The sequence below is a fragment of the Phyllobacterium sp. NPDC097923 genome, from assembly GCF_044760925.1.
GTDB lineage: Bacteria > Pseudomonadota > Alphaproteobacteria > Rhizobiales > Rhizobiaceae > Phyllobacterium > Phyllobacterium calauticae.
Map to the genome: position 1 here is coordinate 1 of NZ_JBIWBL010000001.1, position 21,366 is coordinate 21,366.

The 21,366-nt window shown below is 61.1% G+C and carries 19 protein-coding genes and 1 riboswitch; of the genes, 14 read left to right on the top strand and 5 right to left on the bottom strand.

From position 1 onward, the window contains the following. A partial coding sequence (locus ACIQWS_RS00005) for a glycerol-3-phosphate dehydrogenase C-terminal domain-containing protein (RefSeq protein WP_403169037.1) occupies nt 1–657 on the top strand: 657 nt, incomplete at its 5' end. Nucleotides 658–715: 58 nt separating this feature from the next. Here ACIQWS_RS00005 and metA read toward each other — a convergent pair. From metA to ACIQWS_RS00020, 3 genes are all read right to left on the bottom strand, one after another. Then, complete coding sequence (gene metA / locus ACIQWS_RS00010) at nt 716–1,639, bottom strand: homoserine O-succinyltransferase (protein ID WP_403169039.1); 924 nt, start codon at nt 1,637–1,639, stop codon at nt 716–718. Nucleotides 1,640–1,670: 31 nt separating this feature from the next. Then, nucleotides 1,671–1,748, bottom strand: a riboswitch (SAM riboswitch). A 94-nt stretch (nt 1,749–1,842) separates the two neighbouring features. Then, nucleotides 1,843–2,460, bottom strand: a complete 618-nt coding sequence (locus ACIQWS_RS00015) for a glutathione S-transferase family protein (protein ID WP_403169042.1) — start codon at nt 2,458–2,460, stop codon at nt 1,843–1,845. Between the two features lie 88 nt (nt 2,461–2,548). Then, a complete protein-coding gene (locus ACIQWS_RS00020; RefSeq protein WP_403169045.1) occupies nt 2,549–3,712 on the bottom strand; it encodes a dihydrodipicolinate synthase family protein in 1,164 nt (387 codons plus the stop codon). Between the two features lie 249 nt (nt 3,713–3,961). Between ACIQWS_RS00020 and ACIQWS_RS00025 the strand changes: the two genes are divergently transcribed. From ACIQWS_RS00025 to ACIQWS_RS00080, 12 genes are all read left to right on the top strand, one after another. Continuing rightward, nucleotides 3,962–5,005 (top strand): LacI family DNA-binding transcriptional regulator, encoded by a 1,044-nt coding sequence (locus ACIQWS_RS00025; protein WP_403169047.1) that lies wholly within the window; start codon nt 3,962–3,964, stop codon nt 5,003–5,005. Next, complete coding sequence (locus tag ACIQWS_RS00030; RefSeq protein ID WP_403169049.1) at nt 5,002–6,003, top strand: Gfo/Idh/MocA family protein; 1,002 nt, start codon at nt 5,002–5,004, stop codon at nt 6,001–6,003. The genes ACIQWS_RS00025 and ACIQWS_RS00030 overlap by 4 nt, the downstream gene beginning before the upstream one ends. A 17-nt stretch (nt 6,004–6,020) precedes the next feature. Then, on the top strand, nt 6,021–7,622 hold the full coding sequence (locus ACIQWS_RS00035; RefSeq protein ID WP_403169052.1) for an acyl CoA:acetate/3-ketoacid CoA transferase: 1,602 nt from the start codon (nt 6,021–6,023) through the stop codon (nt 7,620–7,622). Further along, on the top strand, nt 7,615–8,394 hold the full coding sequence (locus tag ACIQWS_RS00040) for an enoyl-CoA hydratase/isomerase family protein (protein WP_403169054.1): 780 nt from the start codon (nt 7,615–7,617) through the stop codon (nt 8,392–8,394). The genes ACIQWS_RS00035 and ACIQWS_RS00040 overlap by 8 nt, the downstream gene beginning before the upstream one ends. Beyond that, nucleotides 8,394–9,902 carry an aldehyde dehydrogenase family protein gene (locus ACIQWS_RS00045; protein WP_403169056.1) on the top strand — a complete coding sequence of 503 codons (1,509 nt, stop codon included), beginning with the start codon at nt 8,394–8,396 and terminating at the stop codon, nt 9,900–9,902. Before ACIQWS_RS00040 ends, ACIQWS_RS00045 begins: the two co-directional genes overlap by 1 nt. Before the next feature lie 107 nt (nt 9,903–10,009). Beyond that, nucleotides 10,010–11,257: an ABC transporter substrate-binding protein gene (locus ACIQWS_RS00050; RefSeq protein ID WP_346304993.1), complete on the top strand. Its 1,248-nt coding sequence runs from the start codon at nt 10,010–10,012 to the stop codon at nt 11,255–11,257. A 94-nt stretch (nt 11,258–11,351) separates the two neighbouring features. After that, a complete protein-coding gene (locus ACIQWS_RS00055) occupies nt 11,352–12,230 on the top strand; it encodes a carbohydrate ABC transporter permease (protein ID WP_105733954.1) in 879 nt (292 codons plus the stop codon). Next, nucleotides 12,227–13,108: a carbohydrate ABC transporter permease gene (locus ACIQWS_RS00060; RefSeq protein WP_346304992.1), complete on the top strand. Its 882-nt coding sequence runs from the start codon at nt 12,227–12,229 to the stop codon at nt 13,106–13,108. The genes ACIQWS_RS00055 and ACIQWS_RS00060 overlap by 4 nt, the downstream gene beginning before the upstream one ends. Before the next feature lie 4 nt (nt 13,109–13,112). Then, nucleotides 13,113–14,231, top strand: coding sequence for an ABC transporter ATP-binding protein (locus ACIQWS_RS00065; RefSeq protein WP_403169061.1), 1,119 nt, complete (start codon nt 13,113–13,115; stop codon nt 14,229–14,231). A 13-nt stretch (nt 14,232–14,244) separates the two neighbouring features. Beyond that, the gene (locus ACIQWS_RS00070) at nt 14,245–15,768 is read left to right on the top strand and encodes a GMC oxidoreductase (RefSeq protein ID WP_403169063.1); all 1,524 of its coding nucleotides are present in this window, start codon (nt 14,245–14,247) and stop codon (nt 15,766–15,768) included. Beyond that, nucleotides 15,768–16,544: a 3-ketoacyl-ACP reductase gene (locus tag ACIQWS_RS00075; protein WP_403169066.1), complete on the top strand. Its 777-nt coding sequence runs from the start codon at nt 15,768–15,770 to the stop codon at nt 16,542–16,544. Before ACIQWS_RS00070 ends, ACIQWS_RS00075 begins: the two co-directional genes overlap by 1 nt. A 190-nt stretch (nt 16,545–16,734) precedes the next feature. Then, complete coding sequence (locus tag ACIQWS_RS00080) at nt 16,735–18,414, top strand: GMC family oxidoreductase (protein WP_403169068.1); 1,680 nt, start codon at nt 16,735–16,737, stop codon at nt 18,412–18,414. Between the two features lie 54 nt (nt 18,415–18,468). On the opposite strand, the gene ACIQWS_RS00085 is transcribed toward ACIQWS_RS00080, so the two are convergent. Together ACIQWS_RS00085 and ACIQWS_RS00090 are read right to left on the bottom strand one after the other, a co-directional pair. Continuing rightward, the gene (locus ACIQWS_RS00085) at nt 18,469–18,726 is read right to left on the bottom strand and encodes a DUF982 domain-containing protein (protein ID WP_105733947.1); all 258 of its coding nucleotides are present in this window, start codon (nt 18,724–18,726) and stop codon (nt 18,469–18,471) included. Between the two features lie 158 nt (nt 18,727–18,884). Continuing rightward, nucleotides 18,885–19,859, bottom strand: a complete 975-nt coding sequence (locus ACIQWS_RS00090; protein WP_403169071.1) for a LysR substrate-binding domain-containing protein — start codon at nt 19,857–19,859, stop codon at nt 18,885–18,887. 65 nt (nt 19,860–19,924) lie between these two features. On the opposite strand from ACIQWS_RS00090, the gene argH reads away from it, so the two are divergent. Next, nucleotides 19,925–21,364 (top strand): argininosuccinate lyase, encoded by a 1,440-nt coding sequence (gene argH / locus ACIQWS_RS00095; RefSeq protein ID WP_403169074.1) that lies wholly within the window; start codon nt 19,925–19,927, stop codon nt 21,362–21,364. Nucleotides 21,365–21,366: the final 2 nt, after the last annotated feature.

A 21,366-nucleotide genomic window follows, 5' to 3' on the forward strand; every position in this document is an offset into this window, starting at 1 on the left:
GCTGCGGAGACCGATTATCTGTGCGCGGCGGCCAGCGAGTATTTTGCCGCGCCGGTGCAGCGCGCCGATGTGGTGTGGAGCTATTCGGGGGTGCGTCCGCTCTATGATGACGGGGCCTCGAAGGCGCAGGAGGCGACGCGCGACTATGTGCTGAAAAGCGATGCGCCGGCGGGGCTGGCGCCGCTGATGAACATTTTCGGCGGCAAGATCACCACCTACCGGCGGCTGGCGGAGCACATGCTGGAGAAGATCGAGGAGAAGCTCGGGGCCAGGGGCAAGCCATGGACGGCGACCGGCACGCTGCCGGGCGGCGATTTCCCGGCCGAAGGCTTCGAAGCGCAGCTGCAGCGGCTGCAGGCCGATTACCCCTTCCTCGCGCCGCGCCATGCCTACCGGCTCGTACGGCTCTACGGCACGCGGGCCTGGGTGCTGTTGGGCACGGCGGCATCGCCCGCCGATCTCGGTGAGCATTTCGGCTGGGATCTCTACGCGGCGGAGGTGCGCTACCTCATCGCGCAGGAATGGGCGATGACCGCACAGGATGTGCTGTGGCGGCGCACCAAGGTCGGCCTGCATGTCACCGACGCCCAGGCCGACGCCCTCGAAACCTTCATGGCCAAAACCGTCCAGCGCCGATCGGATATCGCGCCGCAATAGGCTCCACACTGCCCTATCCAAGGGTGAAGGGCGGGCAGCCGTGCTGGTCCGGCCTCGTTTATCGGGATTTTCCGATTGAACCGATATCAAAGGGTGTCGTTTGATAAATCTCGTTTATCCAGTTGGACAGGAGCAAATGCGCATGCGACCGCCAGCGATTGGGCGGCGGCCTTGATGGGTCGTCATCGGGGAAATAGTTGAACGGCAGGTTGATCGGTACCCCGGCCTGAATATCGCGGAAATACTCATCGGCCAGCGAACCGGAATCATACTCGAGATGGTCGAGCACATAAAGGCGGCGATACCGCGGATCTTCGACAATGCAGGCTCCCTTCTCCTGCGAATGTGCCAGCAGCGTCAGTTCCGGCCGCGCAAGAATGTCCGCCGGCCGCACTTCGGCCCAGCGTGATATCGGAATGGCGAAATCGTCGGAAAAGCCGTTGAGATAGGGCGACGCTGTCTTCAGGATTCTCTGGCTGTAGACACCGAATGCTTTTTCGCCAAGCGCATGCTTCGGCACGCCGTGGAAATGATGAAGCGCCGCCATCGCCCCCCAGCAGACGTTCATGGTGGAATGGACGTTGGTTTGCGTCCACTCCAGGATATCGCGCATTTCCGGCCAGTAGCTGACATCCTCGAACGGGATTGTCTCGACGGGGGTTCCGGTAATGATGAAACCGTCGAACGTGCGGTGCTGCGCCTTTTCCCACGTCTCATAAAAGGCGCTGAGATGGTCTTCGGGCGTATTCTTCGGCTTGTAGCTGCCGACGGTCACCAGCGAAAGTTCGATCTGCAGCGGTGAAGCGCCAAGCAGGCGCGCGATCTGCAATTCTGTCTTGATCTTGTTGGGCATCAGGTTCAGCAGCCCGATCTGGAGCGGGCGGATATCCTGACGGATAGCCACGGCTTCCGTCATCACGCGTACGCCCTCGCTTACCAAAGTATCGAAGGCGGGCAGTTTATCAGGAATCTTGATAGGCATCACGGTCACCAAAAAAAGTCGATAGATCGCTTCCGGTCCGCACGCGGCCCTTTAGCGAGTTTTTTAACGTGGCTGCAAGCCGGCCGGCCAAATCACCACGGGCTCTTCAATACTGGATGCTTGTGCAAATAGCTATCGGATTCAAATGCGGCGGGCTGTCGCTCGCCGCATAGGCCTGGAGGAGACGGTGTTTCACCGCCGTCTCAATCGTGCGTTTCACCGGAAAAGGCGGTTGCCTGCATCGAGGGACGCTGGCAATAGCCGGCATACCATGCGGCAAGGCGCGGGCGGCCTTCGGCAAACGGATAGACGTTGCGAAACGCGATCCAGTCGAGCGTTGTCGCCATGGCGATCTCACCGATGCGAGGCAGGCCCTCAAGGGATGCTTCCTTCTCGGCAAAATCGCAGGCCGCGATGATTTTCTGCAACTGGGCATCGCGCATGGTCGGCCAGCGCAAAGGCTCCGGCCGTCGCTCGGTCTCCCAGCGCACCACGATGCCGGAATCGGCAATGCCCTGCGCCGCCGCCTGCAGACGCAGTGTTTCCCAGCGTGCATTCCCGCTTGGCGGGATGAGGGCGGAGCCGCCGGGGAGGGTGCTGAGATAGTCCGCTATGGCAACCGAATCGAACAGCGCAAAGCCGTCCTCGCCGATCAGCACCGGAACTTTTCCCAGCGGGTTGAGCGCATAGACCGCCTCATTGCGCCGGGTTGGGCTGGTTTCGTGGTGGATGACCTCGACCCTGTCCGCCAGACCGATTTCGTGGATGGCGACCAGTATCTTGCGGGCGTAGGGCGAGTGTGTCTGGTAAAGCAGCTTCATGGGGAATCCCGGATGATGGAGCGAGTCGGCACGGACAATCGCCCGGCAAGTCCGCAGGATCAAGAGGGTCTCCAGCAGAAGCCGGATGTCAGAGACCGTATAGCTGAAGCAGGCTCTTCATGCGGCTTGTGGCAAGTTCCGGCCTGTCGAGAACATTGGCCTGATCGGCCAGCCGGAAAATATCGGCATAGTGAACGATACCGCGTGCCGATTGCATGCCGGCGGGCATGGTGAAATGGCTCTGATGACCATTGAGCCAGGCCAGGAAAACCACGCCCGCCTTGTAATACTGCGTCGGGGCTTCGAAGATTTTGCGGGACAGCGGCACGGTGGGTTCGATCACGGCGCGGAAGGCCGTCGTCTCGCCCTTTGCCAGCAGCGCCAGTGCCTTCGAGGCCTGCGGCGCGACCGCGTCGAAAATGCCGAGCAGGGCGTGGCTGTACCTTTCGCCGTCGCCTTCGATCAGTTCGGCATAGTTGAAATCATCGCCGGTAAAGCACAGGACGCCCTCGGGCAGCCGGTTGCGCAGGGCAATTTCCCTGGTGTTGTCGAGCAGCGAAATCTTGATGCCTTCGACCTTGTCCCTGTTGTCGTTGATGATGGCAAGCACGGTTTCCAGGGCGTGCTCGAAGTCGTGGGAGCCCCAGTAGCCGGCGAGTTGCGGATCGAACATGTCACCGAGCCAGTGCAGGACAACCTTGTTGCGCGTCTGGCGCAGGATTTCGCCGTAGACGGCCCGGTAGTCATCCGGGGATTTTGCTATTTTGGCGAGCGCTCGGCTGGCCATCATCACCGCCCGGCCGCCCTCAGCCTCGACAAAGCCGATCTGCGTTTCATAGGCGGCGATCACGTCTGCGAGGCTGCGGGTGTTTTCCGGCGCCAGCTGGTCGGTCCCGGCACCGCAGGCAAGGTCGGCCCCCGGCACGCTGCGCGCCTCGGCGAGCGAGCGACGGATCAGGTCCTGCGCGCCTGCCCAATCCAGCCCCATGCCGCGCTGGGCCGTGTCCATGGCTTCGGCGATCTTGAACCCGAGTGACCAGAGGTGATGGCGAAAGGCCATGGTGGCGTCCCAGTCGATGGCGGGCGAACCCCAGGGCGCGCTGTCCCGAAGCGGATCGGACACCACGTGGGCTGCGGCGTAGGCGATACGGCTGAAGGATGGCGGAGCATCCGGCCGCGCTGTCGGCTCGCCGGAAAGGCGGTAGGCTGAAAGTGTGCCATCGGCGGCGGGCAGGTTCAGAACTAGGCTCATCATATCGCTCCCGGTCGTATGAAGGGCTTTGTAATTTGGAACGTTCCAAAAAACAAGAGGAAAAAATCCGTGCCTTTGCGTAGTCAAGAATGAAAGACCGCCGGCTCAACGAACTAAAATGAGCAAAATGCCGCCGTAAATGGCGGTTTTCCGTGCTGTCCTGTCGACGTATCCTGATAGTCCATATTTTCCTGCTTGACAGATTTGGAACGTTCCAATTATATTTGCCATCTGACAGGGAGGAAGACCGTGAGCCGAAGCCGGACAACCGTTGTGGATATTGCGCATGCCGCCGGCGTGTCGAAGTCCACCGTGTCCCTGGTTCTGCAGGGCAGTCCCCTGGTCAATGAAAAGACCCGTGAGAAGGTCAACAGCGTCATCGCCGATCTCGGCTATGTCTATAATCGCGGTGCGGCCAACCTGCGCCAGGCGCGTTCGAAAATCGTCGGCATCGTGGTCAATGATCTCACCAACAGCTTCTTCGCCGAACTCGCCGTCGGCATGGATATGGTCGTTCAGTCGGCAGGCTACGTGCAGTTCCTTGCCCATAGCGGCGAGAGCGTCGACCGCCAGCGCGAAGTCATCGCATCCATGCGGGAAAACGGCATTGCCGGGATGATCCTGTCGCCGGCGCGCGGCACCGAGGCGGCGGATATCAAGCCGTTGATCGACAGCGGTATTCCGGTGGTGGTCGTGGTGCGCAATCTGCCGGGTGCCAAGGTTTCCACTCTGCTTTCCGACAATTATACCGGCGCGAAGGCGGCCGTGCGTCATCTGGTTGCCCTTGGCCACACGCGCATCGGCTTCATGGGCGGCTTTCTCGATACCGCGGTTTTTGCCGAGCGGCTGCGCGGTTATCGCGATGCCCTGCAGGAAGCGGGCATTGCCGTCGATGAGGCGCTGATCATCCATTCGGCGCCGTCCCGCGCCGGCGGTGTTGCCGCAGTGGAGCGCATGATGCTCCATCCCGATCGGGCAACGGCGGCGCTGTGCCTCAACGATGCGGTGGCCTTCGGTGTCTGCGATGGTTTGCGGGCCGTCGGCATCGAGCCCGGCAAGGGTTTTGGCGTGATCGGTTTCGATGACGTGATCGAGGCAAAGACGGCCGTCCCGGCGCTGACGACCGTTTCGGTCGACCCGCAGGGCATGGGCCAGCGCGCGGCCCAGCTCCTGCTTAAGCAGATCAATGCTGGCGGCAATGAACAGGAATCGCTGGTGACGTCCGTGCGCCTTGTGGTGCGGCAAAGCTGCGGTGCGCCGGTCAGGAACAATCATCTGGAGGAAATGGCATGACGCGGTGGGGATTGATCGGAGCAAGCACGATTGCGCATGAATGGGTGATCGACGCGATCCGTGCCCAAGGCGGCGAGATCGTTTCCGTCATGAGCACCAGTGCCGAGCGTGGCCGGAAATATGCTGCCGATCACGGCATTGCCAAATCCGTTGCATCCCTCGATGCGCTGGTCGGCGATCAGGATGTCGATGCGGTCTACATCTCGACCACCAATGAACTGCACAGGGATCAGGTGCTCGCGGCTGCGGCTGCGGGAAAGCATGTGCTGTGCGAAAAGCCGCTGGCCATGAGCCTTGCGGATGCGCGGGCCATGGTTGTCGCCTGCCGTGCGGCCGGTGTGGTGCTTGGCACCAATCATCATCTGCGCAATGCCGCGAGCCACACGGCCATGCGCGATGCCATTGCTGCCGGCCGGATCGGCACGCCGCTTGCCGCCCGGGTCTTCCATGCCGTCTATCTGCCGCCGCACCTGCAGGGCTGGCGGCTTGACAAGCCGGAAGCCGGCGGCGGCGTTATTCTTGATATCACCGTGCATGACACGGATACCCTGCGCTATGTGCTGGGCGACGATCCTGTCGAGGCGGTTGCCGCCAGCCAGATCGGCGGCCTTGGCAAGGCAGGCCTTGCCGATGGCGCCATGGGCGTGCTGCGCTTCAAGTCGGGCCTGATTGCCCAGTTCCATGATGGCTTCACCACGAAATATGCCGAAACCGGCTTCGAGGTGCACGGCTCCGAAGGTTCGCTCGTTGGCCGCAATGTCATGACGCAGAAGCCGGTCGGCACCGTCACCCTGCGCAATGCCGAGGGTGAAACCGAGCTCAAGCTCGACCACCGGAACCTCTACGAAACCGGCATTGCCAAATTCCATGCCGCCATCCTCGGCAAGGGGCAGCCGCCGGCAACGGGTGAAGATGGTGTCTGGTCGCTTGCCGCCGGTCTTGCGGTCACCGAGGCCGCCCGCACCGGCACCGCGCAGACAATCAATCCAGGTCTTTGAAGAGAACGACGTCAAGCATGAGCAAGCACATAACCCCTGAAGAGGCGGCAAACCTCATCCCCGACGCAGCGATCGTTTCGGTCTCGTCGTCGAGCGGCCTTGGCTGCCCCGATCTGATGCTGAAAGCCATCGGCGCGCGTTTCGATGCGACGGGCCATCCGCGTGATCTGACCACGCTGCATCCCATTGCGGCGGGTGACATGAGCGGCATCAAAGGCATCGATTACATCGCCAAGAAGGGGCTGCTCAAGCGCATCCTCGGCGGCTCCTACCCTTCCGGGCCTTCGACCGCCGAACCGCCGCTGATCTGGCAGATGATCGGCAATGACGAGGTGGCAGCCTATAACATTCCCTCCGGCATCCTGTTCGATATGCACCGCGAGGCGGCGGCCAAGCGGCCGGGCGTTCTGACCAAGGTCGGGCTCGATACATTCGTCGACCCGGACCGTCAGGGCTGCGCCATGAATGCTTCGGCTGCCCGCGAGCCGGTGGTCCGCAAGATCGTGTTTGAGGGCGAAGAGTGGCTGTTCTTCAAACCCGTTATCCCGCAGGTCGCCATTATCCGCGCCACCACGGCGGATGAGCGCGGCAACCTGACCTATGAGCATGAGGGCGCATACCTCGGCGGCTTCGATCAGGCTCTGGCCGTGCGCAACAATGGCGGTATCGTCATTGCGCAGGTCAAGCGCATCACCAAGAGCGGTTCGCTCAAGCCGCATGATGTGCGCGTTCCCGGCATTCTCGTTGACTATGTCGTTGTCGACCCCGACCAGAAACAGACAACACAGACCGTGTATGACCCGGCTATCTCGGGTGAAATCTTCCATCCGCTCGACGATTTCGCCCTGCCGGATTTCAACATCCAGAAGGTGATTGCCCGCCGTGTCGCCACGGAGCTTGAGGCAGGCAGCGCCGTCAATCTCGGTTTTGGCATCTCCGCCAATGTCCCGCGCATCCTGCTCGAAGAGGGCCTGCATGGCGCGGTGACATGGGTGATCGAGCAGGGACCGGTTGGCGGCATCCCGCTGCTCGACTTTGCCTTCGGCTGCGCCTCCAACGCCGAAGCCTTCGTGCCGTCGCCGCACCAGTTCACCTATTTCCAGGGTGCGGGTTTTGATGCCTCGCTATTGTCCTTCCTTGAGATCGACAAATCCGGCTCGGTCAACGTGTCCAAGCTCAGCTTCCGCCCGCATGTGACGGCAGGTGCCGGCGGTTTTGTCGATATCACCGCGCGGGCCCGCAAGATCGTCTTCTCCGGCATGTTCAATGCCGGTGCGAAGGTGCATGTGGAGAATGGCAAGCTTGTCATCGAGAAGGAAGGCAAGCTGAAGAAACTGGTCAACGAAGTCGAGCACGTCACCTTTTCCGGTCGCCGTGCCGTGGAGCAGGGGCAGGACATCACCTATGTCACCGAGCGCTGCGTCATGGTCCTGCGCCCGGAAGGCATCGTGCTGACCGAGATTGCACCGGGTGTCGATCTCCAGAGCCAGATTCTCGATCAGTCGGAATTTCCGCTCATCGTTGCCGGCGATCTGAAACTGATGGCGGCAGAGCTTTTCGCCGAAGGTCCTTTCGGCTTGAAGCTGCCGCAGAAACCGGAAAGGGCGCTCCATGGCTGAGCCCCGCATCACGGTTGACTTCAACGGGCCTGTCGCGACCATCACCGTGTCGCGCCCGGAAAAACTCAACGCTTTCGATATTGCCATGCTGAAGGAACTTTCAGCCGCGTGCGACGAATTGGAGGCCAATGCCGATATTCGCGTCGCCATCCTGACCGGCGCCGGCAAGGCCTTTTCCGCAGGCGGCGACATCAAGGCCTGGGCGGCGATGACGCCGAACGAGTTCGGCCACGCCTGGGTCCGCTTTGGGCATCGCGTGTTCGAGCGTCTGGCGACGTTGCGTGTGCCATTGATTGCCGCGCTCAACGGCCATGCGCTGGGCGGCGGGCTGGAGCTTGCCGCGGCTGCCGATATTCGCATTGCCGAGATGCATATCCGCATCGGCCTGCCGGAGACGGGCCTCGGCATGGTGCCGGGCTGGTCGGGAACGCAGCGGCTTGTCCGCCGGTTCGGGGCACAGGCTGTCCGCCGCATGGCGCTGGGCGGAGAAATCTTCAGCGCGACCGAAGCCGCCGCGCTCGGGATCGTCGACCACGTGGTGGAAACCGGTGCTGCCGTCACCGCCGCGCAGGCCTATGCCGAGCGGATCGCCAGGCGCGGACCGGCTGCGGTGGAAGTGGCGAAACTGATGATTGCGTCGGCTAACGGCGAAGACAATGGCACGGCGGTCGAAGCCCTCGGCTCGATCCTCGTCGCCAAAACAGCGGACCTGAAAGAAGGTGTTTCGGCCTTTGCCGAAAAGCGTGAGCCCGTGTTCAAGGGAGAATGGTAATGACGGTTCTGATGCGGCCACAAGCGCTCGACAATTTCAAGGTGCGCGAATTCCAGATGCTGATCGACGGCAAATGGACCGATGGTGCAGAGGGCGGCGTGATCGAGCGCAAGAGCCCCGGCCATGGTGTCGTGGTCTCGCGCTATCAGGCGGGCACGAAAGCCGATGCGGAGCGCGCCATCCGTGCCGCCCGCAATGCTTTCGACAACGGCCCGTGGTCGCGCATGACCGGTGCCGAACGCTCGAATATACTGCTTAAAGCCGCTGATCTGATTGCCGCACGTTCCGACGAACTTGCCTATCTCGACTGCATCGAATCCGGCAAACCAATTTCGCAGGCCAAGGGCGAACTGGGCGGCGCGGTCGATATCTGGCGCTATGCCGCCGCGCTCGGCCGCGATCTGCACGGTGAAAGCTACAATACGCTGGGTGACGGCACGCTGGGTGTGGTCCTGCGTGAGGCGATCGGTGTCATCTCCATCATCACGCCGTGGAATTTCCCCTTCCTCATCGTCAGCCAGAAACTGCCCTTTGCCCTGGCTGCAGGCTGCACGGCCGTCGTCAAGCCGTCCGAACTGACCTCGGGGTCGACGCTGGTTCTCGGTGAAATCCTCATGGAAGCCGGTGTTCCCGCCGGTGTCGTCAACATTCTTGCCGGTACGGGCGCGGAAGTCGGTGCGCCGATGACCACCCATCCGGATGTCGATATGGTCTCGTTCACGGGCTCGACCCTTGTCGGCAAGCTGACGATGGCCAATGCCGCCCAGACGCTGAAAAAGGTCTCGCTGGAGCTTGGCGGCAAAAACCCGCAGATCGTTTTCCCCGATGCCAATCTCGATGATTTCATCGATGCGGCGGTGTTCGGCGCCTATTTCAATGCGGGCGAATGCTGCAATGCCGGTTCGCGCCTGATCGTTCATCGGGATATTGCCGATGAGGTCACGCAGCGTGTTGCCGCGCTGTCGGCCAAGGTCCGGGTTGGCGATCCGCTTGATCCGCAGACCAAGGTCGGCGCGATCATCACGCCGGAACATCTGGCCAAGATCGACACCTATGTGCGCAATGCCGCATCGGCGGGCGCTGCCGTTTCCCATGGCGGCACGCCGCTGGATCTCGGCCTGGGGCAATATATGAGCCCGACCATTCTTTCGGCGGTGCAGCCGGATATGGCCGTCGCGCGTGAAGAAGTGTTTGGTCCTGTGCTTTCCGTGCTAACATTCGAAACGATGGAAGACGCCATCCGGATTGCCAATTCCATCGACTACGGCCTGTCGGCAGGCGTATGGAGCCGCGATTTCGATACGTGCCTGACGGTAGGCCGCCGTGTACGTGCCGGGACCATCTGGATGAACACGTTCATGGATGGTGCGGCGGAGCTGCCGTTCGGCGGTTATCGCCAGTCTGGTCTTGGTCGTGAACTGGGCCGTCATGCGGTCGAGGACTACACCGAGACCAAGACCCTGAACATGCATATGGGGCGGAGGACATTACTTTGGGCGTCGAATTAAATCGATTGTATTCGCCATTCGGCTTATTGTATGAATGGGGCAGGCTGAGGGATAACTGAGGTCTAGGGTAGTGGGAATTTTATCTTTTTTTCCTTGGGAGGAATGAAATGAATAAGTTGATGAATACGGTTGCTGCGGCAGCCATGCTGCTCGGCACGGCCACGATGGCCCGCGCTGCCGAAAACGTCGAAGTCCTGCATTGGTGGACATCCGGCGGTGAGGCGACAGCGCTGGAAGTCCTGAAAAAGGATCTGGAAAAGAAGGGCATCACCTGGTCCGACATGCCTGTTGCCGGTGGTGGCGGTACGGAAGCCATGACCGTGCTGCGCGCCCGCGTCACCGGCGGCAACCCTCCGACAGCCGTACAGGCCTTGGGCTTCGATATCACCGACTGGGCCAAGCAGGGCGTTCTTGCCAACCTTGACGATGTCGCATCGAAGGAAAAGTGGGCCGACGTTATTCCCGGCGCACTGCAGAACTTCTCCAAATATGACGGTCACTGGATCGCCGCACCGGTCAACGTCCACTCCACCAACTGGATGTGGATCAACAAGGCTGCACTCGACAAGGCTGGCGGCAAGGAACCCAAGAACTGGGACGAACTGATTGCCCTTCTCGACAACTTCAAGAAGCAGGGCATCACACCGATCGCCCACGGCGGTCAGCCATGGCAGGACGCGACGATTTTCGACGCGGTCGTGCTATCGCTCGGCAATGACTTCTACAAGGCAGCTTTCATCGATCTCGATCCCAAGGCTTTGGGCGGCGCGAAGATGAAGGAAGCGTTTGACCGCATGACCAAGCTGCGTTCCTATGTGGATGACAACTTCTCCGGTCGCGACTGGAATCTTGCCTCCACCATGGTTATCGAAGGCAAGGCCGGCGTGCAGTTCATGGGCGATTGGGCCAAGGGCGAGTTCGTCAAGGCCAAGAAGGAGCCAGGCAAGGATTTCGTTTGCATGCGCTTCCCGGGTACCCAGGGTTCGGTCACGTTCAACTCCGACCAGTTCCTGTTCTTCAAGAAGAGCGATGCTGAGCACAAGTCGCAGCTCGTCATGGCATCGTCCATCGAAAGCCCGACCTTCCAGTCCGCTTTCAACGTCGTGAAGGGTTCGGCCCCGGCACGTACGGACGTTTCCGACGCAGCGTTCGATGCCTGCGGCAAGAAGGCCATCAAGGACCTTGCCGAAGCCAACAAGGCCGGCACGCTCTACGGTTCCATGGCCCATGGCTATGCGGTTCCGGCCGCCATCAAGAATGCGATCTATGACGTGGTCACCCGCGAATTCAACGGTGACCTGACATCAGACGCAGCGGTCAAGGAACTCGTTTCCGCCGTGGACGCTGCCAAGTAAGCGCGCTCCTTCTGTCCGGGGCGCAAAGCCCCGGACAGGTTTCCGTGAACATGCACGGCAATGACAAGAACTTAAGAGTTGAAGGGGTGAGGCTATGGATACCCGCAGCCGCATACAGGACTTGATACCCAAACTGGTGTTGGGGCCGAGTTTTCTGATTGTCCTGATCTTCGTCTATGGCTTTATCATCTATACGGGCGTCCTGTCGTTCACCGACAGCAAGATGCTGCCGTCCTTTGGTTTTGTCGGACTGGAGAATTACCGCAAATTGTGGGCGCTGCCGCATTGGTGGCGGGCCATCACCAATCTGGGTATTTTTGCCTCGCTCTATATCATCATCTGCACCGTCATCGGGCTTGGCCTTGCCATCCTGCTGGATCAGAAGATCCGCATCGAAGGTTTCCTGCGGCCGATCTACCTTTATCCCATGGCGTTGTCGTTCATCGTGACCGGTGTTGCCTGGAAATGGTTCCTCGATCCCGGCATCGGCCTTGAGAACACCATGCACCAGTGGGGCTGGACCAGTTTCGCCTTCAACTGGATCAAGGATTCCAAGATGGCGATCTATACGGTGGTGATCGCCGCCGTCTGGCAGTCCTCCGGCTTCGTCATGGCCATGTTCCTTGCCGGACTGCGCGGCGTCGACAACGAGATCATCAAGGCGGCACAGATCGACGGCGCCTCGACGGCCATGATCTATCGCCGCATCATCATTCCGCTGATGCGTCCGGTCTTCCTGTCGGCCTTTGTCGTGCTCGCCCATCTCGCCATCAAGGCGTATGACCTGGTGATTGCGCTGACCGGCGGCGGCCCCGGGCAGGCAACCGAACTGCCCGCGACCTTCATGTATTCCTATACGTTTACCCGCAATTCCATGGGCATCGGCGCGTCCTCGGCCATCATCATGCTGATCACCATTTTCGCGATCATCATCCCCTATCTCTATTCTGAAGTCAGGGGAGGCAGCAAATGAGCGCTCCGAGTCCGGACAATGCCATCTCCAGCGGCAAGCTGACCCGCGTCCTTATCTATATCGCCCTGCTGGTCTTCGCCTTTTACTACCTTTTGCCGCTCTACGTCATGGTGGTGAACTCGCTGAAGACCCTCGATGAAATCCGTCAGGGTGGCATGCTGTCGCCGCCGCATGAATGGACCATCGAGCCCTGGCTTGCGGCATGGTCGACGGCCCAGATCGGCGTGCAGCCGACGGGCTTGCGGCCTTACTTCATCAACTCGATCATCATGGTCATCCCGGCCGTGGCGATTTCAACGGTGCTGGGCGCGCTGAACGGCTATGTGCTGACGAAGTGGCGGTTCCGCGGCTCGAACGTCATGTTCGGCATGCTGCTGCTCGGCTGCTTCATTCCGTTCCAGATCGTCCTCATACCCATGGCGCGGGTTCTCGGCGCCCTCGGAATGGCCGGCACCATTCAAGGCCTGATTTTCGTGCACGTGATCTACGGTCTCGGTTTCACCACGCTGTATTTCCGCAACTACTACGAAGCATTCCCGACGGAGCTGGTTCGCGCTGCGCAGATCGACGGCGCCAGCTTCTTCCAGATTTTCTGGCGCATCCTGCTGCCGTCGTCGGGTCCGATCATCGTGGTGTCCGTCATCTGGCAGTTCACCAACATCTGGAACGACTTCCTGTTCGGCGCCTCGTTCTCGGGGTTCAGCAGCACGCCGATGACGGTCGCACTCAACAATCTCGTCAACTCGTCGACGGGCGTGAAGGAATACAACGTGCATTTCGCCGGCGCGATCCTCGCCGCACTGCCAACTCTTATCGTCTACATCGTTTCCGGGCGCTACTTCGTCCGTGGACTTATGTCCGGCGCCGTGAAGGGATAACCCAATGTCATTTCTCCAGATCAAGAACCTGCATAAATCCTATGGCAATGTCCCGATCCTGAAGGACATCAATATCGAGATCGACGAGGGTGGCTTTCTCGTCCTCGTCGGCCCTTCCGGCTGCGGCAAGTCCACACTGCTCAACACCATTGCCGGGCTCGAACCGATCAGCTCGGGCGATATTTCCATCAAGGGCAAATCGATCAGCGGCCTGCATCCGTCCAAGCGTGATATCGCCATGGTGTTCCAGTCCTATGCGCTTTATCCGAACATGACCGTTGGCGGAAACATCGCCTTCGGCATGGAAATCCGCGGCGTGCCGAAAGACGAGCGTGAGAAGGCCATCAAGCAGGTTGCCGATATGCTGCAGATCGGCCATCTGCTCGACCGCAAGCCGAGCCAGCTGTCCGGCGGCCAGCGCCAGCGCGTGGCCATGGGCCGGGCGCTCGTGCGCAACCCGCAGGTGTTCCTGTTCGATGAGCCGCTGTCCAATCTCGATGCCAAGCTGCGCGTCGACATGCGCACCGAGATCAAGCGCCTGCACCAGCGGATGAAAACCACGATCGTCTATGTGACGCACGACCAGATCGAGGCGATGACGCTGGCCACCAAGATCGCCGTGCTCAAGGACGGCATCCTGCAGCAATTCGGCACCCCGGCGGAAATCTACAACAATCCGACCAACCTCTTTGTCGCGGACTTCATGGGCTCGCCTGCCATGAACCTGCTCAAGGCGAAAATCGAGGGCGGTGCTTCGGATTTGAGTGTCGTGCTCGACCGGCCCGATTCCTCGCCGTTGCGGTTGCCGATCAGGAAAACCAACAGCGCACTGGTGGGCCATTCCGGCAAGGACGTGATTTTCGGCATCCGGCCGGAAGCCCTGACCGATCCCGATGGGGCAGACCGCAATGCGAGTTCGCTGGTGGAAGGCGAGTGCCTGATCGACGTGGTCGAACCAGCGGGGTCTGATACCTTCGCCGTGACCAGGCTTGGCAGCAAGGAAGTGGTGGCGCGCCTGCGTGCCGACGCCCAGATCCTGCCGGGGCAGAAGACGCAGCTGGCGTTCAATCTCGACAAGGCCGTGTTCTTCGATCCGCAATCGCAGCTGCGTATCGGCGCCTGACGATCACGATGTCATGAACGCCGCATCGCAACGAAGCCAATCCCCCGATATCGTCATCATCGGTTCGGGGATTGGCGGGTCGACTATTGCCGCCGGTCTGGCGGGATCGGGTGCAGACATCCTGATCCTGGAGGCGGGGGGTCATTTGCCCGACCGTCCGGAGAACCGCGATCCGCGCGCGATCTTCCAGAAGGGTTTTTTCCGCCCGGATGAAAGCTGGTACGATGCGGAAGGCAAGGCGTTCAATCCCGGCAATTACTACAATGTCGGCGGCAATTCGAAGTTCTATGGCGCGGTACTGACGCGTTACCGGGCTGAGGACTTTGCCGAGATGCAGCATCTCGAGGGGGTCTCACCCGCCTGGCCGTTTGCCTATGGCGAGCTGGAGCCGTGGTACGGCAAGGCGGAGGCGCTCTATCAGGTGCGCGGAAGCCAAGGCGAAGATCCGACGGAACCGCATCATTCGACGCCCTACGGCTTTCCGCCCGTGCCCGATGAGGAACCCATCGGCATCCTGCGCAGGCGGCTGCGTGTTGCCGGTGTCCATCCGTTTTCCCTGCCGCTCGGCGTCGATATCGATACATGGATGTCCCACGGCAGGACGCCCTGGGATGCGCATCCCAACAGCTTCAACGGCAAGATGGACGCGGAAACCACCGCTCTAGCCGCAGCATTGAAGCATGGCAACGTTCGCCTGCAGACCAATTCGCGCGTCACGCGGCTTGAGACAGCCGCAGACGGAAAATCGATTGCCGCCGTTCATTACGTGAAAGACGGAACAGTCTCTGTTGTCAGGCCAAAGCTGGTGATCCTCTCGGCAGGCGCCGTTCAATCCGCGGTGCTTCTGTTGCGTTCGGCTGACAGCCGCAATCCCGCCGGCCTTGCCAACCGTTCCGATCAGGTCGGCCGCAACTTCATGAATCACAACCTGTCGGCGGTCATCGGGTTCGATCCGCGCTTCCGCAATGATTCCATCTATCAGAAGACGTTCGGCTTCAATGATTTCTACCTGTCTGACGGCGAGGGTGGCGCGCCACTTGGCAATGTGCAATTGCTCGGGCGGATCAGCGGACCCGTGCTGAAGTCGGACCTGAAACTCGTGCCTGAATGGGTTCTTGACCGGTTCTGCAATCATACGGTGGATTTCCTCGCCATGAGCGAGGATGTGCCGAAACCGGAGAGCCGCGTTCGCGTCGATGGCGACAGGATCATTCTCGAATGGGTGCGCAGCAACTGGCCGGCACATCAGAAACTGGTCGCCCGGATCAAGTCGGTGTTGCGGGCCGCCGGATTTCCCCTCGTTCTGTCCAAAGCCTTTGACCGCAAGACGCCGTCGCATCAATGCGGCACCGTGCGGATGGGCACGGATTCGGCGCGGGCACCGCTGGATGTCTATTGCCGCGCCTTCGACCATCCCAACCTGTTTGTCGTCGATGCCGCCTTCCTGCCGACATCAGCCGCGGTCAACCCGGCGCTGACCATCGCCGCACAGGCGCTGCGCGTCGCCGATCACATCATTGCCGGGGAGCTTGCATGATGAGTATCCAGCCCAAACCCGTCGCCCTGATTACCGGCGCCCGGCGCGGCATCGGCCTCGGCATTGCCAGGGCGCTTGCCGCCAGGGGATTTGATCTGGCAATCACCGACCTCGTGCGGGATGAAGCGGCTGATGCCGCTGTTTCAGCACTGGAATCACTCGGCGCAAAAGTACGGTTTATCGAGGCGGATCTGGCTGATCTTTCCAATCACGCGCAAACCGTCGGCGCCGTCATGGCAGCATTCGGCCGGATTGATTGTCTCGTCAATAATGCCGGCATCGGCTCGAAAGTGCGTGGTGATTTCCTCGATCTTGAGCCGGCAAACTACAACGCTATCTTTGATATCAATGTGCGGGGAACCGTGTTCTTCACGCAGGCGGTGCTGCGGGCCATGCTTGGCCGCACCGATGGCCGGGCCGCCCGTACGATCGTCAACATCACATCGGTTTCCGCGGAGATGACTTCGCCGGAACGTCTCGATTACTGCATGACCAAGGCGGCACTGGCGTCGTTCACGCAAGGGCTGGCCGTGCGGCTTGCGGAAGAGGGGATCAGCGTTTTCGACGTGCGCCCCGGCATCATCCGCTCCGACATGACGGCCGTTGCCGCAGCCAGATACGACAAACGTATCGCCGAAGGTCTCGTGCCGATGAAGCGCTGGGGCGAGCCGGATGATCTTGGCCGTATCGTTGCAGCGCTGGCCGGCGGCGATTTCAACTTTGCCACAGGCTCGATCATCAACGCGGATGGCGCCCTTTCGATCAATCGACTTTAGCAGGTTGCAAAACATGAATTTCACCCCCCTCTGGGCTGCCGCCCGTCTCCCCCACAAGCGGGGAGATCAGCTGTCAGTTTCGTTCCATTTCGCCTTGCATCGCTGTTCAAGATGCAAAAACGTCAATGCCGATGTGATCTCCCCCCTTGTGGGGGAGATGGGCGGCAGCCCAGAGGGGGGTGCCTGAGTCATGGCAAACTCAACCCAAAAATCATCCTGTTACGATTACATCATCACCGGTGCCGGCCCTGCGGGGTGTGTGCTTGCCAATCGCCTGAGCGAGGACCCCGATGTAAAGGTCCTGCTGCTCGAGGCCGGCGGCGGCGACTGGAATCCGCTGTTCCATATGCCGGCCGGCTTTGCCAAGATGACCAAGGGTGTCGCCAGCTGGGGCTGGTCGACCGTGCCGCAGAAGCACATGAAGAACCGCGTGCTGCGCTACACGCAGGCCAAGGTCATCGGTGGCGGCTCCAGCATCAACGCGCAGCTTTATACGCGGGGCAATGCAACCGACTACGACCTGTGGTCCTCGGAAGATGGCTGTGCCGGTTGGAGCTACCGCGACGTGCTGCCCTACTTCAAGCGTGCCGAAGACAATCAGCGCTTTGCCGATGATTACCATTCCTATGGCGGCCCGCTGGGTGTTTCCATGCCGGTAGCGACACTGCCGATCTGCGATGCCTATATCCGGGCCGGGCAGGAACTCGGCATTCCCTACAATCATGATTTCAACGGCAGGCAGCAGGCCGGTGTCGGTTTCTACCAGCTGACCCAGCGCGATCGCCGCCGCTCGTCAGCGTCGATGGCCTATCTTGCCCCGGTCAAGGGCCGCAAGAACCTGACGGTCCGCATGAGCGCGCAGGTGACAAAAATCGTGGTGGAGAACGGCCGGGCCGTCGGTGTTGAAATCGCTGGAGGCAATGCCCGCGAGATCATCCGCGCCGAGCGGGAAGTGCTGGTCAGTTCCGGTGCCATCGGCTCGCCGAAACTGCTGCTGCAGTCGGGTATCGGCGCGGCGGATCACCTGCGGAAAACCGGCGTTCCCGTCGTGCACAATCTGCCCGGTGTCGGCGAAAACATGCAGGATCATCTGGATCTGTTCGTGATTTCCGAATGCACCGGCGATCACACCTATGACGGTGTCGCCAAGCTGCACCGCACCCTGTGGGCCGGGCTGCAATATGTGTTGTTCCGCTCCGGGCCCGTCGCGTCCAGCCTGTTTGAAACGGGCGGTTTCTGGTACGCCGATCCCGACGCCCGTTCGCCGGATATCCAGTTCCATCTCGGGCTGGGGTCAGGCATTGAGGCGGGTGTCGAACGGCTGAAGAATGCTGGTGTCACCCTGAATTCGGCCTATCTGCATCCGCGGTCGCGCGGCACGGTGCGGCTGCAATCGGCCGATCCAATGGCCGCGCCGCTGATCGATCCCAACTATTGGAGCGATCCGCACGACCGCAAGATGTCGATCGAAGGATTGAAACTTGCGCGCGAAATCATGAACCAGGCGGCACTGAAGCCCTTCGTCATGGCGGAACGCCTGCCCGGGCCGAAGTACAATTCGGACGAGGAACTGTTCGATTATGGTTGCGCCAATGCCAAGACCGATCACCATCCGGTCGGCACCTGCAAGATGGGCACCGATTCCATGGCCGTTGTCGGCCTCGACCTGAAGGTGCATGGGCTGGAGGGGCTGCGTGTCTGCGACAGTTCCGTCATGCCGCGGGTTCCCTCGTGCAACACCAATGCGCCGACCATCATGATGGGCGAAAAGGGCGCCGATATCATCCGCAAGCTTGCGCCGCTGCCGCCCGCTGTGTTCAGCCATGAGCTGAATGAAAGACGCCCGCGGGCGCGGGCGGATATTCGCTGATATCGGAGAATGGGCGCTGCCGGAGCATATCGGTTCCGGCGTCGCCCGCTCCGGCTACTGACGCAGTCTCGTGTCGAGAAACACCCCGGCATCGCGCGCGGCGCTGATGAAGGCATGGCGCGCCTTGTGGGCGGGTTTCCATCCGTCCAGGGCATCGAGACAGGCCTGCAATGCGCGGCGATAGCTCGCGCCGGTCTTCGACGGCCAGTAGCGCTGCAGGCACTCCATCGCCTCCCAGACACTGGTGATGGCCCTTTGGCCCGTAGCGCCCAGTTTGACCATGACCGGTATGGGAAAACGCTTGTCGTTCATCACTTCCTCCCTGAGTATTCTGATGAGCATGGCATGCTGTTTGGCAGTGCCAGACTAGACGAGGAAATGCGTCGGGAGTCCGTCCGGTTCCATGACAAGTTGATTAAATATTTTTGAATGGGATGGGCCCTGAAAACACGCAGGTTTGATCGGCCGGATCACCGCATGTCCGCGGGCATGGAGCTGACTTCCCGCAGCAGCCAGTCAAGGAATATGCGCATGGCCGGCCGTTGCGGACGGTCCTGCGGACAGGTCAGCCAATAGGCGTGGCGGCTGACGAAGCCGAAGCCCTGCGGATTGACGAGCTTGCCGCTGGCCAGCTCGTCGGCGATCAGGCCGCGCGGCACCAGTGCCAGCCCCTGTCCGGCAATTGCCGCCCGGATGACCAGCGCATAGAAGCCGAAATGTGTGATACGGTCCGGAGCGAAATCGGTAATGCGCTGCGCTTCGGCAAACTCTTCCCAGCGTAGGGGCGTATACTTGTGGTGGAGCAGCGGAAACGCGCCGATGTCGCCGGGGTGCCGGATGCCGCCAAGCCGGGCAATGAAGTGCGGCGCGCCGACAAGCGCCACCTCGCGGCCAAAGAGGTAGTGGTTGTCCTGATCGGGCCAATCGCCTTCGCCGAAACGAAATGCGGCATCCGCCTGGTTGATCAGATCGTTATTGGCAAAGGTCGACAGTTCGACATTGATGTCCGGATGCGCTTCGGCGAAGCTGGCAAAGCGCGGGATCAGCCAGCGGTCGCCCATGATCGGCAGGATGTGCAGCTTGATGGCATTGGGCGACGATCCCAACGCGGCGACCCGCAAGGCCGCATTCTCCATGGCGCCAAGCGCGATGCGGGCTTCGACCACATAAATCCTGCCCGCTTCCGTGGTCGAGAGGCCGTAGGGCGTGCGGACAAACAGCGGAACGCCGGCCAGGGCTTCCAGCGCCAGCAATTGCTTGCTGACGGCACTCTGCGTCATGTTCAACGCCTTGGCGCACGCCGTCGTGCTGCCATGTTCGGCAATCGCCGCAATGACCTGCAATGCCCGTGTGGACGGATATATCCGGCCGGATACCATCGCCTTCGCCTCGCTGGTTCTTCGGAACAGAGGGTATTCCTTTTTGGAATGGATATGCGAATTCATTTCGTTTGTCGTGTCAAAAACACAACCATAAGCTTCCAACAACGAGAAAAAGGGGAATAAATGCCATGACCGAGCAGTCCGTCCGTTTGTGGGGGGCGCGTTTCAGGACGAGTCCATCACCTGAGCTGACAGCGCTTTCCCGTTCGGAAAGCAGCTATTTCCGGCTTGTTCCGTATGACCTGACCTCGTCGCTGTCCCATGCGCGGGAACTGGTGCGCGCCGGGATTTTGACCGAGGCCGAAGCGGAAACGGTTTTCGCGGCGATCAAGGACATCGGCGCCGACTACGCGGCCGGCGCGATCGAGCCGTCCGCCGCCGATGAAGATATTCATACATTCCTGGAGCGGGTTCTGGGCGAACGCATCGGCGCGCTCGGCGGCAAGCTGCGGGCGGGCCGCTCCCGCAATGATCAGGCCGCCAACGACCTGAAGCTTTATCTGCGCGATGTGGCCCGCGGGCTCGGTGCGGATATTCTTCTCCTGCAGCAGGCGCTTGTTGGCCAGGCGGAAGCCCATGTGACAACGCTCACTGCGGGTTTCACCCATTTGCAGCCGGCCCAGCCCATCAGCTTTGCCCATCAGCTGCTGGCTCATGCCCAGACCTTTGCCCGCGATCTTGACCGGCTGCGCGATTGGGACAGGCGCGCGGCACGCTCGCCGCTCGGAGCGGCTGCCATGGCTGGTTCAAGCATCGCCGTGCAGCCCGAGCTGTCGGCGCGCGAGCTTGGCTATGACGCGCCGTGCGAAAACTCCATCGATGCGGTGGGCAGCCGCGACCACGTGGCGGAATTCCTCTTTGTGACGGCCATGTTCGGCGTGCACCTGTCGCGTCTTGCCGAGGAGCTTTTCCTGTGGTCCTCGCGCCAGTTCCGCTGGGTCGAGATGGACGATGGTTACGCCACCGGGTCGTCGATCATGCCGCAGAAGAAGAACTGCGATATCGCCGAACTGACGCGCGGTCGTGCTTCCCGGCTGATCGGCAGCCTGACGACGATGCTCGTCGCCCTCAAGGGGCTGCCCTTCGCCTATAACCGTGACCTTGCCGAGGACAAACATGCCGCCTTTGATACGATCGACGCCCTGACACTGGTTGTGCCCGCCATGGCCGGGCTGGTCAGGACGATGCGTGTCAACGTCGATATCATGCGCAAGCAGTCGGTCGATGGTTTTACACTGGCAACCGAGGTGGCTGACTGGCTGGCCAAAACGGGTATCCCGTTCTCCGAGGCGCACGAAATCACCGGTGCGCTGGTGCGTTACTGTGAAGACAGGAATATCGGCCTTGAGGATGTGAGCGACGATGACCTTGCCGCCGTCGATGTCAGGCTGCTGCCGTTGATCCGGTCAAGCCTGTCGCCGCAGGCTGCCGTTGACGCGCGCAAGGGCTATGGCGGAACGGCTCCGGACCGGGTTCGCGAGCAGATCGTCAGGCTCAAAACCGTGTTGGAATCGCAGCGGGAGTGGCTATCCTCCTATGCGAGCCCGACAGCGGCTTTGAAAGGATGAGT

Coding starts and splice junctions, on each gene's coding strand:
- metA (WP_403169039.1), bottom strand. CDS start 1,639: ATGCCTATCAAGATTCCTGATAAACTGCCCGCCTTCGATACTTTGGTA.
- ACIQWS_RS00015 (WP_403169042.1), bottom strand. CDS start 2,460: ATGAAGCTGCTTTACCAGACACACTCGCCCTACGCCCGCAAGATACTG.
- ACIQWS_RS00020 (WP_403169045.1), bottom strand. CDS start 3,712: ATGAGCCTAGTTCTGAACCTGCCCGCCGCCGATGGCACACTTTCAGCC.
- ACIQWS_RS00030 (WP_403169049.1), top strand. CDS start 5,002: ATGACGCGGTGGGGATTGATCGGAGCAAGCACGATTGCGCATGAATGG.
- ACIQWS_RS00035 (WP_403169052.1), top strand. CDS start 6,021: ATGAGCAAGCACATAACCCCTGAAGAGGCGGCAAACCTCATCCCCGAC.
- ACIQWS_RS00040 (WP_403169054.1), top strand. CDS start 7,615: ATGGCTGAGCCCCGCATCACGGTTGACTTCAACGGGCCTGTCGCGACC.
- ACIQWS_RS00045 (WP_403169056.1), top strand. CDS start 8,394: ATGACGGTTCTGATGCGGCCACAAGCGCTCGACAATTTCAAGGTGCGC.
- ACIQWS_RS00050 (WP_346304993.1), top strand. CDS start 10,010: ATGAATAAGTTGATGAATACGGTTGCTGCGGCAGCCATGCTGCTCGGC.
- ACIQWS_RS00055 (WP_105733954.1), top strand. CDS start 11,352: ATGGATACCCGCAGCCGCATACAGGACTTGATACCCAAACTGGTGTTG.
- ACIQWS_RS00060 (WP_346304992.1), top strand. CDS start 12,227: ATGAGCGCTCCGAGTCCGGACAATGCCATCTCCAGCGGCAAGCTGACC.
- ACIQWS_RS00065 (WP_403169061.1), top strand. CDS start 13,113: ATGTCATTTCTCCAGATCAAGAACCTGCATAAATCCTATGGCAATGTC.
- ACIQWS_RS00070 (WP_403169063.1), top strand. CDS start 14,245: ATGAACGCCGCATCGCAACGAAGCCAATCCCCCGATATCGTCATCATC.
- ACIQWS_RS00075 (WP_403169066.1), top strand. CDS start 15,768: ATGAGTATCCAGCCCAAACCCGTCGCCCTGATTACCGGCGCCCGGCGC.
- ACIQWS_RS00080 (WP_403169068.1), top strand. CDS start 16,735: ATGGCAAACTCAACCCAAAAATCATCCTGTTACGATTACATCATCACC.
- ACIQWS_RS00085 (WP_105733947.1), bottom strand. CDS start 18,726: ATGAACGACAAGCGTTTTCCCATACCGGTCATGGTCAAACTGGGCGCT.
- ACIQWS_RS00090 (WP_403169071.1), bottom strand. CDS start 19,859: ATGAATTCGCATATCCATTCCAAAAAGGAATACCCTCTGTTCCGAAGA.
- argH (WP_403169074.1), top strand. CDS start 19,925: ATGACCGAGCAGTCCGTCCGTTTGTGGGGGGCGCGTTTCAGGACGAGT.